At 66.0% G+C, this 15834-nt stretch carries 14 protein-coding genes and 1 tRNA gene; 6 read left to right on the plus strand and 9 right to left on the minus strand.

Going from position 1 to position 15834, the window contains the following annotated elements:
• Positions 1-304: 304 nt before the first annotated feature.
• Positions 305-1510, minus strand: a complete 1206-nt coding sequence (locus ACEVQ6_RS14230; protein WP_374889734.1) for an N-acetylmuramoyl-L-alanine amidase — start codon at positions 1508-1510, stop codon at positions 305-307.
• 728 nt (positions 1511-2238) lie between these two features.
• On the opposite strand from ACEVQ6_RS14230, the gene ACEVQ6_RS14235 reads away from it, so the two are divergent.
• The 6 genes from ACEVQ6_RS14235 (at position 2239) to aat (ending at position 9619) form a co-directional block, all read left to right on the plus strand.
• Positions 2239-5271: an Rne/Rng family ribonuclease gene (locus ACEVQ6_RS14235; protein WP_374889662.1), complete on the plus strand. Its 3033-nt coding sequence runs from the start codon at positions 2239-2241 to the stop codon at positions 5269-5271.
• 432 nt (positions 5272-5703) lie between these two features.
• A complete protein-coding gene (locus ACEVQ6_RS14240; protein ID WP_374889663.1) occupies positions 5704-6471 on the plus strand; it encodes a DsbA family protein in 768 nt (255 codons plus the stop codon).
• Positions 6472-6649: 178 nt separating this feature from the next.
• Positions 6650-7084, plus strand: coding sequence for a type II 3-dehydroquinate dehydratase (gene aroQ, locus ACEVQ6_RS14245; protein WP_374889664.1), 435 nt, complete (start codon positions 6650-6652; stop codon positions 7082-7084).
• A gap of 87 nt (positions 7085-7171) precedes the next feature.
• A complete protein-coding gene (gene accB / locus ACEVQ6_RS14250; RefSeq protein WP_374889665.1) occupies positions 7172-7642 on the plus strand; it encodes an acetyl-CoA carboxylase biotin carboxyl carrier protein in 471 nt (156 codons plus the stop codon).
• Between the two features lie 9 nt (positions 7643-7651).
• Positions 7652-9001: an acetyl-CoA carboxylase biotin carboxylase subunit gene (gene accC / locus ACEVQ6_RS14255; protein WP_374889666.1), complete on the plus strand. Its 1350-nt coding sequence runs from the start codon at positions 7652-7654 to the stop codon at positions 8999-9001.
• Positions 9002-9004: 3 nt separating this feature from the next.
• On the plus strand, positions 9005-9619 hold the full coding sequence (aat, locus tag ACEVQ6_RS14260) for a leucyl/phenylalanyl-tRNA--protein transferase (RefSeq protein ID WP_374889667.1): 615 nt from the start codon (positions 9005-9007) through the stop codon (positions 9617-9619).
• A gap of 92 nt (positions 9620-9711) precedes the next feature.
• On the opposite strand, the gene ACEVQ6_RS14265 is transcribed toward aat, so the two are convergent.
• From ACEVQ6_RS14265 to ACEVQ6_RS14300, 8 genes are all read right to left on the minus strand, one after another.
• Complete coding sequence (locus ACEVQ6_RS14265; RefSeq protein ID WP_374889668.1) at positions 9712-10173, minus strand: DUF2155 domain-containing protein; 462 nt, start codon at positions 10171-10173, stop codon at positions 9712-9714.
• Positions 10174-10285: 112 nt separating this feature from the next.
• A complete protein-coding gene (locus ACEVQ6_RS14270) occupies positions 10286-10681 on the minus strand; it encodes an NADH:ubiquinone oxidoreductase subunit NDUFA12 (RefSeq protein WP_374889669.1) in 396 nt (131 codons plus the stop codon).
• Positions 10682-10790: 109 nt separating this feature from the next.
• The gene (locus ACEVQ6_RS14275) at positions 10791-11258 is read right to left on the minus strand and encodes a GNAT family N-acetyltransferase (protein WP_374889735.1); all 468 of its coding nucleotides are present in this window, start codon (positions 11256-11258) and stop codon (positions 10791-10793) included.
• 76 nt (positions 11259-11334) lie between these two features.
• Positions 11335-11757 carry a GNAT family N-acetyltransferase gene (locus ACEVQ6_RS14280; RefSeq protein WP_374889670.1) on the minus strand — a complete coding sequence of 141 codons (423 nt, stop codon included), beginning with the start codon at positions 11755-11757 and terminating at the stop codon, positions 11335-11337.
• Between the two features lie 4 nt (positions 11758-11761).
• Complete coding sequence (gatB, locus tag ACEVQ6_RS14285) at positions 11762-13264, minus strand: Asp-tRNA(Asn)/Glu-tRNA(Gln) amidotransferase subunit GatB (RefSeq protein ID WP_374889671.1); 1503 nt, start codon at positions 13262-13264, stop codon at positions 11762-11764.
• A gap of 138 nt (positions 13265-13402) precedes the next feature.
• The gene (locus tag ACEVQ6_RS14290) at positions 13403-13915 is read right to left on the minus strand and encodes a GNAT family N-acetyltransferase (protein WP_374889672.1); all 513 of its coding nucleotides are present in this window, start codon (positions 13913-13915) and stop codon (positions 13403-13405) included.
• Between the two features lie 90 nt (positions 13916-14005).
• On the minus strand, positions 14006-15154 hold the full coding sequence (locus tag ACEVQ6_RS14295; RefSeq protein ID WP_374889674.1) for a slipin family protein: 1149 nt from the start codon (positions 15152-15154) through the stop codon (positions 14006-14008).
• A gap of 448 nt (positions 15155-15602) precedes the next feature.
• Positions 15603-15676, minus strand: a tRNA-OTHER gene (locus ACEVQ6_RS14300).
• Positions 15677-15834: the final 158 nt, after the last annotated feature.

Genomic DNA, 15834 nt, shown 5'->3' on the forward strand with positions numbered 1-15834 from the left:
GCCCCGAACCGTCCCTGGTCAATCTGCACGTCGCGGCCTCGATGCCGCCGCATCCATGTCGGCGCCACTCGGCGCTCGTGGTGGCATCGAATCCCGATCCACAGGCGAAAACAGTGGCCGCTGAATAGCGGCGGGATTATGCGCAAAATAGGGCCTCGCGGCAATTTCGCCGCTCATCCCCTTGAAAAGCATACCGGTGTGACGACGGAGACACAAATCACACGATTGTCTGTCCGCTTCCGGCATAGAGCCAACGGCCGAATCCCGCAACGCCGCCGGCCGCCATCACGCCCGGGGCGCGGCCTCAGCCGCCGTTTCCGGCGACGGTCGTGCGATAGGTGCCGACGGCCGCACTGATCAGCCCCGCCACCTTCTCCCGCCAGGCCGCGTCGAGCAGCAGCTTTTCGTCATCCGGGTTCGACATGAAGCCGAGTTCGAGCAGGATGGAGGGGACGTCGGGCGCCTGGAGGACGCGGAAGCCGGCATGGCGGTGCGGATTGTTGATCAGGTTGATCTGGCCTTCGAAGGAGGAGACGACCGAGCGCGCCATGGCGATCGAAAACGCCTGGGTTTCGCGCCTCGTCAGGTCGATCAGGATGTCGGCGACCTCCGGCGGCCCGCTTTCCGCTGGCACGCCGGCGATCTGGTCGGAGAGGTTCTCGCGTTCGGCAAGGCTCGCGGCGAGATGGTCGGAGGCCCGGTCGGAGATCGTGTAGACGGTCGCGCCGCGAATGTCCTTCTGCTTCAGCGTGTCGGCATGGATCGAGATGAAGAGGTCGGCGCCGTTCTGGCGCGAGAGCTGCACCCGCTGCGACAACGACAGGAATGTGTCCGAATCGCGGGTCAGGAAGGCCTTGATGCCGGGCTCCCGGCCAAGCCGCTCGGCGAGCTGGCGGGCGAAGGCAAGGGTGACGACCTTCTCCTCGGTGCGGCTCGTCGCGCCGAGTGCGCCGGTGTCGATCCCGCCATGGCCGGCATCGACGGCGACGACGAAGCTGCCGTCCTCTTTCGGCTGGCGGATCGAGGCGAGCGTCGCCGGTGCCTCCCAGGTCTGGCCGGCCATCAGCGCGGAAAACTGCGCCTCGTCCGCCATCTCCGTATCGATGACCAGCCGGTAGCCGCGCCCCTCCTCGTCCGGCCGCGCCTGCGCGAAACTGACCGCGACGGGCCGGCGCGCTGTCAGCACGATGCGCGCGGCCCCCTCGCCCATGCCGCCATAGCGGATATCGGAAAAAAGCCCGCGTGGGCCGAGAGCGCCGTCCTTGAAGCCGAAATGGGTCTCCTGCAGGTCGATGACGATGCGATAGGGATTGGCGACGTAGTGCAGCGAAAAATCGGGCCGCCCGTCGAACTCGATGACGACACGCGTGCGCGCGTCGTCTCCGGCGATGCGGGCGCCGTAGGCGAGAAGCGGCCCGTCCGCCGCCAGGGCCTGCGCCAGGGCGAAGACCATCAGGATGCAGGCGCCGAACCCGGCGCCGATCTGTCGCGCGGCGCGGCGCCAGCCCATCCCCGTCGCTGTCGGGCCCTTACTCTGCCTCACGTGCCTCACCGGGTGAACCTCGCGATTGAAACCGTGCCTTGCATCCATTCTGAAAGACATGGCCCCATCTTGGTTAACGATCCCTTTCCAAATTAAGGACTGCATCTGGCGGACACACCTGCGCAAGGCTTCGCAAAGCCAGGAATCGATCAATAATATGGCGGGTTTGGCTTTTCCCTTGCCATTGTGACATGAAAACCATAAAAGCGTCCTGGGGAGAAAGTGTTGTCGAGTTGGAATCGAAAATTGGGCAGCCACAGCGTTTCGCCTGGCGCCGGATCAGCGCAGAACAGACCGTCTGTCGACCGCGTTTCCGCTTCTCAGATGCCGTTTTCCATTCATCCTTCGACGGTCACCTTCCCCGGCTGTTGGATGGTTCGTCATAGCCGGCGGTTGCCGGTCGCATTCGGAGCGTCGGCGCTCCAGCCCGGCTTGCTGCCGGGCATGTTTCATCGGGCCTGCAAGGGTCCAGTATTTTGGCATTCCCGTTTGGTCATGACGTTGACGAAGAGACACCGGCAAGAGGTGAAAGGGCCCTGGAACGGATCCGTTCCACGCATCGCCCCGCTCTTGGGACGTGATCGGCGCCGGACGGGAACTTTCACATCCGGCACAGGACGCCTGGCGTGCGACGGCTCTTCCCGAGGGAAGAGAGCGGACGCCTGCGCGACGGCGTGCCGAGGAGTTTACCTTACATGGCAGAGAAAATGCTCATCGATGCGTCTCACTCGGAAGAGACGCGCGTGGTGGTCGTCCGCGGCAACCGCATAGAAGAATTCGATTTCGAGTCCGAGCACAAGAAACAGATCCGCGGCAACATCTATCTCGCGAAGGTGACGCGCGTCGAGCCGTCGCTCCAGGCCGCATTCGTCGACTATGGCGGCAACCGTCACGGCTTCCTCGCCTTCGCCGAGATCCATCCCGACTATTACCAGATCCCGCTGGCGGATCGTCAGGCGCTGCTGAGGGCGGAAGCCGAGGACGCCCGGCGCGAGCGTGACGACGACGTCGAAAGCGTCGAAACCGCGCCGATCGCAGCCGCGAAAACGGCCGAGCCCTCGATCGCCGAACTGGCGGAATCGTCCCCCGCAACGACCGAGGCGAGCGACGCCGCTGCCGCCGGCATCGAAGCCCCGGTCGCCGACGACGTAACGCCGGCGGACACCGCCGAGGTCGCAGCCGAGGAAGCGCCGAAGCCGGCGAAGCCGAAGCGCGTGCGCAAGCCGCGGGCCAAGGCGGCACCCGTCGAGGCCCCGCCCGCGGAGGTCGAGGTCGCGGCAACGCTAGAGCCTGCCGCCGCGCCGGAAGGCGAGGCACAAGCCGAGGCGGCATCCTCGAGCGAGGTCGCCGATGCCGGCGACGGCGCCGTGCAGCCGCCGGCCGCCGACATCGACGATCCGGGCCCGGGCGGCACGATCGCGGCGATGGTCGACGTGGACGAGGTGTCCGAGGAAGCCGGCCGCCGCCGCGGCCATGACGACGACGAGGACGACGAGGACGACGGTCCGAACGGCGAGAAGGAAGTGATCGAGTCCGTCGGCGCGGAAGACGCGATGGAGGAGGTCCCCGACCGGCAGGTCCGGCGCCCGCGCAAACAGTACCGCATCCAGGAAGTGATCAAGCGCCGCCAGATCCTGCTGGTGCAGGTCGCCAAGGAAGAACGCGGCAACAAGGGCGCGGCGCTCACCACCTACCTGTCGCTCGCCGGTCGCTATTCGGTGCTGATGCCGAACACGGCGCGCGGCGGCGGCATTTCCCGCAAGATCACCAATCTTCCGGACCGCAAGCGCCTGAAGGAAATCGCCCGCGAACTCGAAGTGCCGCAGGGCATGGGCGTGATCCTGCGTACCGCCGGCGCCAACCGCACCAAGGTCGAGATCAAGCGCGATTTCGAATATCTGATGCGGCTTTGGGAAAACGTGCGCACGCTGACGCTGAACTCGACCGCCCCCTGCCTCGTCTACGAGGAAGGATCGCTGATCAAGCGGTCGATCCGCGACCTCTACAACAAGGACATCAACGAGATCATCGTCTCCGGCGAGGAAGGCTATCGTGAAGCGAAGGCCTTCATGAAGATGCTGATGCCGAGCCATGCCAAGGTGGTCCAGCCCTATCGCGACCTGCATCCGATCTTTGCCCGCTCGGGCATCGAGGCGCAGCTCGACCGCATGCTGCAGCCGCAGGTGACGCTGAAATCCGGCGGCTACATCATCATCAACCAGACGGAAGCGCTGGTGGCGATCGACGTCAACTCCGGGCGTTCGACGCGCGAGCATTCGATCGAGGACACCGCGCTCCAGACGAATCTCGAGGCGGCGGAAGAGGTGGCGCGCCAGTTGCGCCTGCGCGACCTTGCCGGCCTGATCGTCATCGACTTCATCGACATGGAGGAGAAGCGCAACAACCGCTCGGTCGAAAAGCGGCTGAAGGATCATCTGAAGAATGATCGCGCCCGCATCCAGGTCGGACGGATCTCGCATTTCGGCCTGCTCGAAATGTCGCGCCAGCGCATCCGCGCCTCTGTGCTCGAATCGACGACGCAGACCTGCCCGCATTGCAACGGCACCGGCCATGTGCGCTCGCAGTCCTCGATCGCGCTGCATGTGCTGCGCGGCATCGAGGAATATCTGCTGAAGAACACGACGCACGACATCACCGTTAGGACGACGCCGGAGATCGCGCTCTACCTCCTCAACCAGAAGCGCGGCACGATCACCGATTACGAGCAGCGGTTCGGCGTCTCGATCATCATCGAGGCCGACGCCCATGTGGGCGCAACCCATTTCGCGATCGATCGCGGCGAAGCAGTCGAAAACCCGGTGAAGATCGAGTCGATCCTGCATTTCGAGCCGGAGATCGAGGAAGAGGACGACATCGTTCCCGAAGAGGACGAGAGCGAAGAAACCGAGGAGGCCGTCGCGGCAACGGTGTCGACGCCGCGCGACCAGCAGATCTCCGGCGACGACCAGAACGGACGCAAGCGCAAGCGCCGCCGCCGCCGTCGCGGTGGCCGCGGCTCCGAGGGCGGTTCGGCAGGTGCCGATGAGGCGGCCCTCGGCGACGACGACGGCGACGAGGATCTCGACGCGGCGGACGAGGACGACGAGGCGGCAGCCGCGACCATCGAATCGGTCGCGACGCCTGCGGCGGATGCGGATGGCGACGGCAAGCGCAAGCGCCGCCGTCGCGGCAAGCGCGGCGGCCGGCGCAGCCGTTCCGACGAACTGGGTGGCGACGAGCATTCGGCCTCCGCCGACGACGACGGCCAGGGCGACGAGGGCGACGGCGAGGATGACGAGCCGGTCGCGACCGTTGTCGGCGACGAGGTCGGCGAGGACGAGGCTCCCGAAAGCGCCGAAGCCGTCGCACTCGACGGGACGGCCGGGGATGCGGGCGAACCTGCCCGCCCGCGCCGGCGCCGCAGGTCGTCCGGCACGGAGACGGTCGACAGCGCGCCCGCCGCCGACAGCGCCGAGGCAGGGGAAGAAACGCCCGACGGCGCCGCCGTCGACGCGCAGGAGGATCGCGACCTTGCCGAGGCGGAGGCCGCAGTGGCTGTCGAAGCCGAGGTCGAGCCGGAAGCACCCGCAGCCCCGGTTCGCGCCAATCGCGACATCACGGCGATCGCCAGCGAACCGGTGGTCCGCTCCTCGTCCGTGACCAGCGACGAAGGTGAGGCGGACAAACCGAAGAAGGGTGGCTGGTGGCAGCGCCGCGGCTTCTTCTGATCGGTCGCATGGCGCAAGCCGGCATACCGCCCGACGGGAAGGCCGCCCGGCCTTCCTGATCGCGGAAGCTTCTTGCTCCTGAAAAGGCCCAGAGACGAAAAACCCGTCATCGCGCGATGGCGGGTTTTTTCATGACGGGCGTCATTCCGGCGAACGACGGGCCCCTGCCGCTCCACCTCCCTCAGCGATGCAGGCGTGCCCTCCCCGCGCAGCATGCGTCCGGGGGAAAGGATGAGAATGAAGCGCTTCATGCGCGCAATCCGCCCTTCGCGACGAATCCCTGTTTTCCCGACTGTAGCCCGGTGCGGCGGTGTTCGATGCGGACGTCCGCGCGAGCGCCGCATTTCCGCCGGCTTTTGCGGTTTCGTCGGCGGCGGTCCCGGCGTATGGTCGGCGCCACAGCTTGTTTTCGCGAAAGGCATCGAGAGACCCATGAGACACTGGACCGTCCGGCGGATCGCCGCCCTCCTGCTCGCCGCCACGGCCCTCGCCAGCTTGCCCCGGGCGGCGCTGGCCCTTGATCCGGCGGAGAAGGAGGAAATCGGCGCCTTCGTCCGGGAATACCTGATCGCCAATCCCGAGATCATGCTCGAGGTGCAGCAGGCGCTGAAGACGAAGCAGGAAGCCGACCAGAAACAGGCCTCCGCCGCCGCGATCGACGAGAACAGCCAGGCGATCTTCCATTCGGTCCATGACGTGACCCTCGGCAATCCAAAGGGCGACGTCACCATCGTCGAGTTCTACGACTACAATTGCGGCTACTGCAAACGGGCGCTCAGCGACATGGACCAGGTCATCAAGAGCGATCCCGACGTGCGTTTCGTCCTGAAGGAACTGCCGATCCTCGGGCCCGATTCGCTCGATGCCCACAAGGTCAGCGCGGCCTTCCGCCTGATCGCGCCGGAAAAATACGGCGATTTCCACAGGCAGCTGCTCGGCAACGAGGAGCGCGCCACCGAGGCGTCGGCGATCGCGGTCGCGACCGGTCTCGGCGTCAGCGAGGCGGAGATCCGCGCCAAAATGGAAACCGATCCCCATGACGAGGCCGTCAGCGAAGCCTATTCGCTCGCCAACGCGCTCGGCGTCAGCGGCACGCCGTCCTATGTGATCGGCGACGAGGCCGTGTTCGGCGCCGTCGGTGTCGATGCGCTGAAGGCGAAGGTCGCCAATATCAGGGCCTGCGGCAAGAGCACCTGCTGACGACCATCGCCGCGCGGCCGGGCGCCGGCACGTCCCGGACGGTCGCTCCGGGAACGGCGCGCCCGAACCGAAGGTGGTGTCCCTTGCGCGTCGAGCCCGCCAAGGCGGCCGGACCTCGCGGCAAACACCCTCCGACCATCCACTGCTTCGATCCCTTTCTCTTGCGGAACCTTTCCTGATGGCGACCCTCTTCATCCTCAACGGCCCGAACCTGAACGCGCTCGGCAAGCGCGAACCCGGCATCTATGGTGGCCAGACGCTCGCCGACATCGAGACGCTCTGCCGCGCGGAAGCCGAAGGCCTCGGCTTTTCCGTCGATTTCCGCCAGTCGAACCACGAAGGCGTGCTCGTCGACTGGCTGCATGAGGCGGGAGACACGGCCGCAGGCGTCGCGATCAATCCCGGCGCCTACGGCCATACCTCCATCGCGCTGCATGACGCGATCCGCGCGATCCATGTGCCGGTGGTGGAGTTGCATCTCTCCAACATCCACGCCCGCGAGGAATTCCGCCACCGCTCGATGATCGCGCCGGCGGTCAAGGGGGTCATCTGCGGTTTCGGCGCCCAGAGTTATCTCCTCGCGATCCGCGCGCTGCGCGGGCTGATCGGATAGAGCGGGCAAAGCGCCGTCACCGCTGGCGATTGCGCCGGCTTGCGACATGCATTAGACCACAGAACAAGAAAACGAGGTTCGAATCCCATGGCTGACAAGAAACCCGGCATCGACAAGACGCTCATCCGCGATCTCGCCAACATCCTCAACGACACAGACCTGACGGAAATCGAGATCGAGCAGGAAGACATTCGGATCCGCGTTTCGCGAACGATCGCGACCCAGTACGTCCAGGCCCCGGTCGCAGCCCCCCTGCCCGTCGCGGCAGCGCCGGTCCAGGCGGCCGTCGCCGCTCCGGCCGCCGAGGCCGCGGCCGCCGCCTCCAAGAACGCCGTGACCGCGCCGATGGTCGGCACCTGCTACCTCGCCCCTTCGCCCGGCGCGCGCGCCTTCGTCGAGGTCGGCGGTACGGTCAAGGAAGGCCAGACCATCCTCATTATCGAGGCGATGAAAACGATGAACCAGATCCCCGCGCCGCGTTCGGGCAAGGTCGTCGAGATCCTCGTCCAGGACGGCACTCCGGTCGAGTATGGCGAAGCCGTCATGATCATCGAGTAAGGCGGCGCCATGATCTCCAAAGTCCTGATCGCCAATCGCGGCGAAATCGCCCTCCGGGTCCTGCGCGCCTGCAAGGAACTCGGCATCGCCACCGTCGCGGTCCATTCCACCGCCGATGCCGACGCGATGCATGTGCGCCTTGCCGACGAAAGCGTCTGCATCGGCCCGCCGCCCTCGCGCGACAGCTATCTCAACATCCACCAGATCGTCGCGGCCTGCGAGATCACCGGCGCCGATGCCGTCCATCCCGGCTACGGCTTCCTGTCGGAAAACGCCAAGTTCGCCGACATCCTCGAGGCACACGGCATCACCTTCATCGGCCCGACGGCGGAGCATATCCGCATCATGGGCGACAAGATCACGGCGAAGAAGACGGCCGAGGAACTGGGCATCCCCGTCGTTCCGGGCTCCGATGGCGAGGTGAAGCCCGAGAACGCGCTGGAGATCGCCCGCGCGATCGGCTTTCCCGTGCTGATCAAGGCGACGGCCGGCGGCGGCGGGCGCGGCATGAAGGTGGCGAGATCCGAGGACGACCTCGAGGAGGCGCTGCTGACGGCGCGCTCCGAGGCGGCCTCCGCCTTCGGCAACGACGCCGTCTACATGGAAAAATATCTCGGCAAGCCGCGCCATATCGAGATCCAGGTGGTCGGCGACGGCGAGGGCAACGCCATCCATCTCGGCGAGCGCGACTGCTCGCTCCAGCGCCGCCACCAGAAGGTATGGGAAGAGGCGAATTCGCCGGCACTGAATGTCGAGCAGCGCATGGCGATCGGCAAGATCTGCGCCGATGCGATGAAGAAGCTCAAATATCGCGGTGCCGGCACGGTCGAGTTCCTCTACGAGGACGGCAAGTTCTACTTTATCGAGATGAACACCCGTCTGCAGGTCGAGCATCCGATCACCGAGGCGATCACCGGCATCGACCTCGTGCACGAGCAGATCCGCGTCGCCTCCGGCGGCGGCCTCTCGGTGAATCAAGAGGATGTCGTCTTCCAGGGCCACGCCATCGAATGCCGCATCAATGCCGAGGATCCGCGCACTTTCGTCCCCTCGCCGGGCACGATCACGCATTTCCATGCGCCGGGCGGGCTCGGCGTTCGCGTCGATTCGGGCGCCTATCAGGGCTACCGGATCCCGCCCTATTACGACAGCCTGATCGGCAAGCTCATCGTGCACGGGCGCACCCGCGTCGAATGCATGATGCGCCTGCGCCGCGTGCTCGACGAATTCGTCATCGACGGCATCAAGACGACGCTGCCGCTGTTCCAGGACCTGATCAACAATCAGGACATCGCCAATGGCGACTACGACATCCACTGGCTGGAACACTATCTCGCCAGTACGACGCCCTCGGCCTAGGCGATGATCGGGTCGCGCAGACGACGGCAGGACATCACGCCGGACCTGCTGCTGCGCGCCTATTCGATCGGCCTTTTCCCGATGGCCGATTCGGCGGACGACCCGGAGCTCTTCTGGGTCGAGCCGGAACTGCGCGGCATCATCCCGCTCGACGGTTTCCACGTGTCGCGAAGCCTGCAGAAGCTGATGCGGTCAGCCCCCTTCGACATCCGCGTCGACACGGCCTTTACCGAAGTGATGCGCGGATGCGCCGCCCCGGCACCGGACCGGCCGACCACCTGGATCAACGGCAAGATCCTCGACCTCTACACGACGCTGCACGGCATGGGCTACGCCCACAGCGTCGAGGCCTTCGAGGGCGACACGCTGGTCGGCGGCCTCTACGGCATTTCGCTCGGCTCGGCCTTCTTCGGCGAAAGCATGTTCTCGCGCCGCGCCAATGCCTCGAAGATCTGCCTGGTGCATCTGGTGGCGCGGCTTAAGCAGAAGGGCTTCACCCTCCTCGACACGCAGTTCACCACCGACCACCTGAAGACCTTCGGCGCGATCGACGTCCCGAAGGCCCGGTACCAGACGCTGCTGGCCGCCGCGATGGAAGGCCCGGATCTCGTTTTCTGAATTTTCGAGTGTTTCCGTTTCAACGCCTCGTCCGGACGTCAGAGCGGTCCAGCGTCGGTTGGACACGCCTTAGAAAACCTGAGCCGGCGCCCTCACTCGGCCTGGGCTGCATCCGGCGGCGGCAGGTCTGATTTCGCCTTGCAGTCCTTCAGCCAGACGTCATAGACGGGGTGCTCGACGGCGTTGAGGCCGGGGCTGTCGGCGAACATCCAGCCGGTGAAGATGCGGCGGATCTTGCGGTCGAGCGTGATTTCGTCGACCTCGACGAAGGTCGTCACCTTCTGCGCCTCGGTCTCGTCGCGGCTGTAGCAGACGCGCGGCGTCACCTGCAGCGCGCCGAACTGCACCGTCTCGCCGATATAGACGTCGAAGGTTGTGATGCGGCCGGTGATCTTGTCGATGCCGGAGAAGACGGCGACGGGATTGGCGATCCGCGCGGCCGAAACCGGTTGCGCCAGCACGCCCGCACCGGCGGCGAGGAGACACGCCAGAACGCGTCCGCAGGCCCGCTTCTGGAACTGGAAAAGGCCCTTCGGGGCCCTGAAGAAGGTCATGCGTCACCCGTCATCTGCGGTGCGCTGCCGCCTGCCGGCCGCAGTCTTTTGCAATCCGGCGCAGCCATGCGCGCCCGCCTGCTTGCTATCGGCCGATTGTGGCGATTCCGGTTCAGGAGCGCGGCGTCCAGGCGTCATAGTCGCCGGTCACGCGCGGGCGCTCGCCGGCGCGGGCGATCGAGCCCTTGGGGCGATAGGCGCCGGCGGTTCCGGTCCGGTTCGGCTGGTGCGGCGCCTGCCATTCGCGCGGCGTATAGCTCTCGTCCGCCGGAGAAATGTCGGTGCGGTGATGCATCCAGCCGTGCCAGCCGGCCGGAATGGCCGAGGCATCGGCATAGCCGTTATAGATCACCCAGCGGCGGGTGCGCCCCTCGGAATCGGTGCCGCCCTGATAATAGACATTGCCGAACTCGTCCTCGCCGACACGGGTTCCAAAGCGCCAGGTGTGGAAGCGCGTTCCGATCGTCTGTCCGTTCCACCAGGTGAAAATCTGCGCCAGCAAAGACATGAAGCACTCGCTTTCGGCCGGTGCGCCCCAAGGCGTCCGGAGGGGTTGGCTTTCCGTCGCTTATGCCGCGCAAGGCCCGGGTTGTCCAGCGGTTCTGCGGTCGCAGGTTCTATTTCAACGCAAGCTTGAAGCCGCGATGGGAGGGGGCGAAACCGAGGCGTTGGTAGAATCGGTGCGCGTCCGCCCGCTTCACGTTCGACGTCAGCCGGATCGACGCCATCCCTTGCGCCCTCGCCGCATTAATCGCGACGCGGACCATGGCCTCGCCGATTCCCCGGCCACGCCGGTCGGCCCGGACCTGCACGGCTTCGAGGATCATATGGGCGGCTCCCCTGTCCGTCAGCGACACCGTCACCAGCGTCTGGAACGTGCCGACCACGGCCCCGTCCAGTTCGGCGACGTAGAGCGTCTCGCTCGAGGACGCGGCGATGCGGTCGAAGGCGGCGCGATAGGCGGGAAAGGCCGCCGGATCGGTCGTGTCTCCATGGCCGCCGATCGTATCGTCGGCGAAAAGCGCGATCAGCGCCGGCAGGTCGTCAGGCGTCGCCTGCCGGATGATCAGGGAAGCGTTCGGCATCATGCGTCAGGGTCCGGAAGAAAGACTCGGTCCCACAGCATGTCGGGCACCGACGACGAACGCATGACGGCAGCGGTCAGGCGAGCGCTTTTTCGAAGAGGACGGTCGCCGTGCCGGCATGCTCGACGATCTTGGCGAAGCCATGCGCATCGAAGAAGGCGATCGCAGCCGCATTGCCCGGCGCCACCTCGACCCGCATGCGCCGTGCGTCGGGAAAACACGTTTCGAGCTCGGCGAAGAGATCGCGCGCGATCCCCCGACGCCGGAAGCGGGCATCGACGCAGAGCATGTGGAGCTGCACCGTTTCCTTCAGCGCCATCGCGGCATAGCCGAAGCCGGCGATCGTCTTTCCGTCATCGGCGACGACGCATTCGGCGTCCGGGCGCGCGAGCCACGCCGTCAGTGTCGCGGAAGGAACCGGCGGCACCGGGCCCACCGCCGACAGGAGCGCCGCGACCTTCTCGATATCGCGCGCGGACGCGCTGCGCACGAAGAACAAGGGATCAGTCCTCGAGGCCGAGCTTCGCCTTGACCAGCGCCTGCACGGCCTGCGGATTGGCCTTGCCGCCGGTCGCCTTCATCACCTGGCCGACGAACCAGCCGGCAAGCGACGGCTTCGCCTTGACCTTGGCGACCTGGTCGGGATTGGCGGCGATGATGTCGTCGACGGCCTTTTCGATCGCGCCCGTGTCCGTCACCTGCTTCAGGCCGCGCGCCTCGACGATATCGGCCGGCTCGCCGCCCTCGGTCCAGACGATCTCGAAAAGGTCCTTGGCGATCTTGCCGGAGATGGTGCCGTCCTTGATGAGATCGATGATGCCGCCGAGCTGGAGGGGCGAAACCGGAGTCTCCTCAATGGCTTTGCCGGCCTTGTTCAAGGCGCCGAGCAGGTCGTTGATCACCCAGTTCGCTGCGATCTTGCCGTCGCGCCCGGCGGCCACCGCCTCGTAATAATCGGCGATCGCCTTCTCCGAGACGAGCACCGAGGCGTCATAGACCGAGAGGCCGAGATCGCGGACGAAGCGCTCCTTTTTGTCGTCGGGAAGCTCCGGAAGGTCGGCGAGGAGCGCGCCGACGAAGGCGTTGTCGAATTCCAGCGGCAGGAGGTCGGGATCGGGGAAATAGCGGTAGTCGTGCGCGTCTTCCTTCGAGCGCATCGAGCGCGTCTCGCCCTTGTTCGGGTCGAAAAGACGGGTCTCCTGGTCGATGACGCCGCCATCCTCGAGGATGCCGATCTGGCGGCGTGCCTCGTATTCGATCGCCTGGCCGATGAAGCGGATCGAGTTGACGTTCTTGATCTCGCAGCGCGTGCCGAACCCCTCGCCCGGACGGCGGACGGAGACGTTGACGTCGGCGCGCATCGAGCCCTCGTCCATGTTGCCGTCGCAGGTACCGAGATAGCGCACGATCGAGCGCAGCTTCGTCATGTAGGCTTTGGCCTCGTCGGAGGAGCGCATGTCCGGCTTGGAGACGATCTCCATCAGCGCCACGCCCGAACGGTTGAGGTCGACATAGGACATGGTCGGATGCTGGTCATGCATCGACTTGCCGGCGTCCTGCTCCAGGTGCAGGCGTTCGATGCCGATCTCGATATCCTCGAAATTGCCCTGCCGGTCGGGTCCGAGCGAGATGACGATCCTTCCCTCGCCGACGATCGGATCCTTGTACTGGGAGATCTGGTAGCCCTGCGGCAGGTCGGGGTAGAAATAGTTCTTCCTGTCGAAGACGGAGCGATGGTTGATCGTGGCCTTCAGCCCGAGCCCGGTGCGCACGGCCTGGCGCACGCATTCCTCGTTGATGACGGGCAGCATGCCGGGCATGGCGGCGTCGACCAGCGAGACGTTCGCATTGGGCGCATTGCCGAAGGTGGTCGAGGCGCCGGAGAAAAGCTTCGACTCGCTTGAGACCTGCGCATGCACCTCCATGCCGATGATCACCTCCCAGTCGCCCGTGGCGCCCGGGATATAACGTTTCGGGTCGGATTCGCGCATGTCGACGATCGTCATGGTCTGCCCTTGGAACTCATAGATTTGAACCGTCTCGGTAGAACATATGGTGAGGCGGCGCAAGGCATCGGGACCGGCGGCGGACCGATCGGGATCACCGCCTCGGTGTCCAGGGCGTAGGCGGAACAGTGCGGAGGGTCAGAACCCGTCCGGCCCATAGCCCGATGCGACATCCTCGACGAGCATGCGCCTGAGGCCGACCGATTCGACGTCGCGGTCGAGCTTGGTCGAATGGGCGATGGAGAGCCAGGAGACCGCATAGCCGCGATTGGTGAAGAAGGAGATCGCGGCCCTGTTGCGGGCATGGGTTTGCAGGCACACCTGCGGCTGGCCGGCAGCGGCGACCTCCGCCTCCATCGCCGCGAGCAGCGCCGAGCCGGCACCGCGCTTCTGCGCCGCCGGCCGCACCCAGAGGTCGGTGATCTCGTCGTCCCCTCGCTCGCGGGCGGCCCAGCCGAGCGGTTCGCCGCCCTCCTCCGCGACGCGCACGACAGGCCATGAGGCCGCGAGGAACCGAATGAAAGCCTCGGCCGCATTGTCCCGCAGCCGCTCCAGATCCGCCACGCCGGCGATCGCCTGTCCCCAGGCCGCAAGCCCAATCGCGGCCAGCGCGGGCACATCCTCTTTCCGGGCGTGGCGGATGGCGATCATGGGCTCTCCGTGACGAAAACGCCATCAAACCATCGCAACCGCCGTCTGGCGAGGGGTGAGCCGCCGCTTCCTGCGAAGCGGCGGCTCCTGTCACGTGCCGTGGTCGCGCAACTGCACCAGCTCGTTCATCAGGCCGGAGGTTCCGTTGTGGATCGTCAGGCGCTCGACCTTGCCGGCGATCGCCTCCAAGGCCTCCAGTTCCTTCAACCGCAGCATGACCGGGTTCTCGGCCATCACCTTCGCCGTGTTGAGCAGCGCGCGCGTGGCGTTGGTTTCCTCGCGGCGGCGGATGACGTTGGCTTCCGCCTGCTTCTCCGCCGCGACGACCTGGTTGAGGATGTCGCGCATCTCACCCGGAAGGATCACGTCCTTCAGCACGATGGTGCCGACCTCCAGCCCGACCGCCGCCATGTCGGCGCGCACGCGCTCCGCCACCTCCAGATCGACCGTTCCCTTGCGTTCGAGGATCTGGTCGAGCGTCAGCGCGCCGAGCGCCCGGCGGAAGGCGACCTGCAGCGCGCGGTACAGCGTGTCGGAAAAATCCTTCACCACCGTTACCGCGCTCAGCGGATCGACGACGCGGAACTCGGCCGAGACGTTGACGCGGATCGTCACCCGGTCGCGGGTCAGCAGTTCCTGTCCGGTAACGTCGAGCGACTGCCGCTTGAGGTCGACCACGCGCACCTGCACCGTCTTGCCGACGTTCCAGAAGGCGTGCTGGCCCGGCGGCAACGTGCGCTCGTGGACGCCGTCGACGAAAAGCAGGCCGACCTGGCCTTCGTTGACGACAAAGGCTGTGACGAGCTCGGTGCGCCGCGCCCGCGTCAGCCGGCGCATCAGGTCCGGCGCGATGTCGAGCGAGGCGGACACGTCGATCCGCGTTTCCGACCATGGCCCCGCATCCTGCCAGACCACGAGCTTCTGGTTCGGCGCGAAGACGCTGTAGATCAACTGGTCGCGCTCCAGCACCAGCACCTCGCTGGCATGGGTGCGGAACACCTTCAGGTGCCGCTCGGCGATTGCCGGGAGCCTGTCGAACAACGCCTTCTCGTAGACCGACGAGAAGGCCGGCGCGCTGAGGTCGAAACGCACGGTCTCCAGCATGCCCTGCCGGTTCGGCAGCATGTGCACGCCCGGCCCGAACAGACCGAGGATCTCTCCTCTGTAGAGGGCGAGCAACCGTTCGTTTTCCTTCACCAGGACGCGCGAGCGCCCCAGAATCGCTTCGAGAAATGTCATCGTTTCCACTCCTTCGGCATGGCTACGGCATGAACCGATCGTCCTTTCGTCTGGACCCTTGCCGGTCCGGCGGCTGTTCCCGGGGAAACCCTGTTGGCCGTCGGGGAACGTTCGAGGCCGGGCAGGAGAAAAGTCCGGGGACCGCTGGCAGTCCGGCGAGACGGGCCCATGGGAGAGGGTGTTGCGGCGGGACGGCGGGCGCCGGGAAAACCCTTTGCCGGCCGTCCCGCGGCGTGACCTTCACCAAAGGCCGGGCCTTGCCCGACCGGCCTCGGAAGGCGCCGCCGACACCTTTCGGCCCGGCATCGTCACCCTCGGCATTGCAGTCTCCGGACCCATCGTTTTTCAACACCTTAACAGGGTGCTGCTGGGGGGATCCAGCATGGAGAAGGATTCGAACCTTCGACTTCAGACCTTAATCTGACGCTCTAAACCGCAGAGCTATCCTTGGAGCAGACAACGGGACTCGAACCCGCGACCTCCGGACGGCCGTCCGGCGCTCTTCCGCTGAGCTAGGTCCGCGATAGATGGTGCACATGCCCGTACACGGTGGCGGCAGGGCCGCCCCGCGCGGGAGGAGTTTGGACCTCCGTCCTTGCGACATCCGCAGCGCATATACGCTGCGGAACGGCAGAATATTCAAGGCGTCTTGGAAAAATTTCGCGAATATGAAAACGGCG

Origin of the sequence: Ensifer soli, from assembly GCF_041928815.1 — a bacterium.
In the GTDB taxonomy this organism is placed as follows: domain Bacteria; phylum Pseudomonadota; class Alphaproteobacteria; order Rhizobiales; family Rhizobiaceae; genus JBHFEI01.

Excerpts from the sequence above, each read along its gene's own strand:
- ACEVQ6_RS14290 (WP_374889672.1), bottom strand. The coding sequence starts at position 13,915 with ATGATCGCCATCCGCCACGCCCGGAAAGAGGATGTGCCCGCGCTGGCC.
- aat (WP_374889667.1), top strand. The coding sequence starts at position 9,005 with ATGATCGGGTCGCGCAGACGACGGCAGGACATCACGCCGGACCTGCTG.
- ACEVQ6_RS14230 (WP_374889734.1), bottom strand. The coding sequence starts at position 1,510 with ATGGGCTGGCGCCGCGCCGCGCGACAGATCGGCGCCGGGTTCGGCGCC.
- aroQ (WP_374889664.1), top strand. The coding sequence starts at position 6,650 with ATGGCGACCCTCTTCATCCTCAACGGCCCGAACCTGAACGCGCTCGGC.
- accB (WP_374889665.1), top strand. The coding sequence starts at position 7,172 with ATGGCTGACAAGAAACCCGGCATCGACAAGACGCTCATCCGCGATCTC.
- ACEVQ6_RS14235 (WP_374889662.1), top strand. The coding sequence starts at position 2,239 with ATGGCAGAGAAAATGCTCATCGATGCGTCTCACTCGGAAGAGACGCGC.
- accC (WP_374889666.1), top strand. The coding sequence starts at position 7,652 with ATGATCTCCAAAGTCCTGATCGCCAATCGCGGCGAAATCGCCCTCCGG.
- ACEVQ6_RS14240 (WP_374889663.1), top strand. The coding sequence starts at position 5,704 with ATGAGACACTGGACCGTCCGGCGGATCGCCGCCCTCCTGCTCGCCGCC.
- ACEVQ6_RS14270 (WP_374889669.1), bottom strand. The coding sequence starts at position 10,681 with ATGTCTTTGCTGGCGCAGATTTTCACCTGGTGGAACGGACAGACGATC.
- ACEVQ6_RS14295 (WP_374889674.1), bottom strand. The coding sequence starts at position 15,154 with ATGACATTTCTCGAAGCGATTCTGGGGCGCTCGCGCGTCCTGGTGAAG.
- ACEVQ6_RS14275 (WP_374889735.1), bottom strand. The coding sequence starts at position 11,258 with ATGCCGAACGCTTCCCTGATCATCCGGCAGGCGACGCCTGACGACCTG.
- gatB (WP_374889671.1), bottom strand. The coding sequence starts at position 13,264 with ATGACGATCGTCGACATGCGCGAATCCGACCCGAAACGTTATATCCCG.
- ACEVQ6_RS14265 (WP_374889668.1), bottom strand. The coding sequence starts at position 10,173 with ATGACCTTCTTCAGGGCCCCGAAGGGCCTTTTCCAGTTCCAGAAGCGG.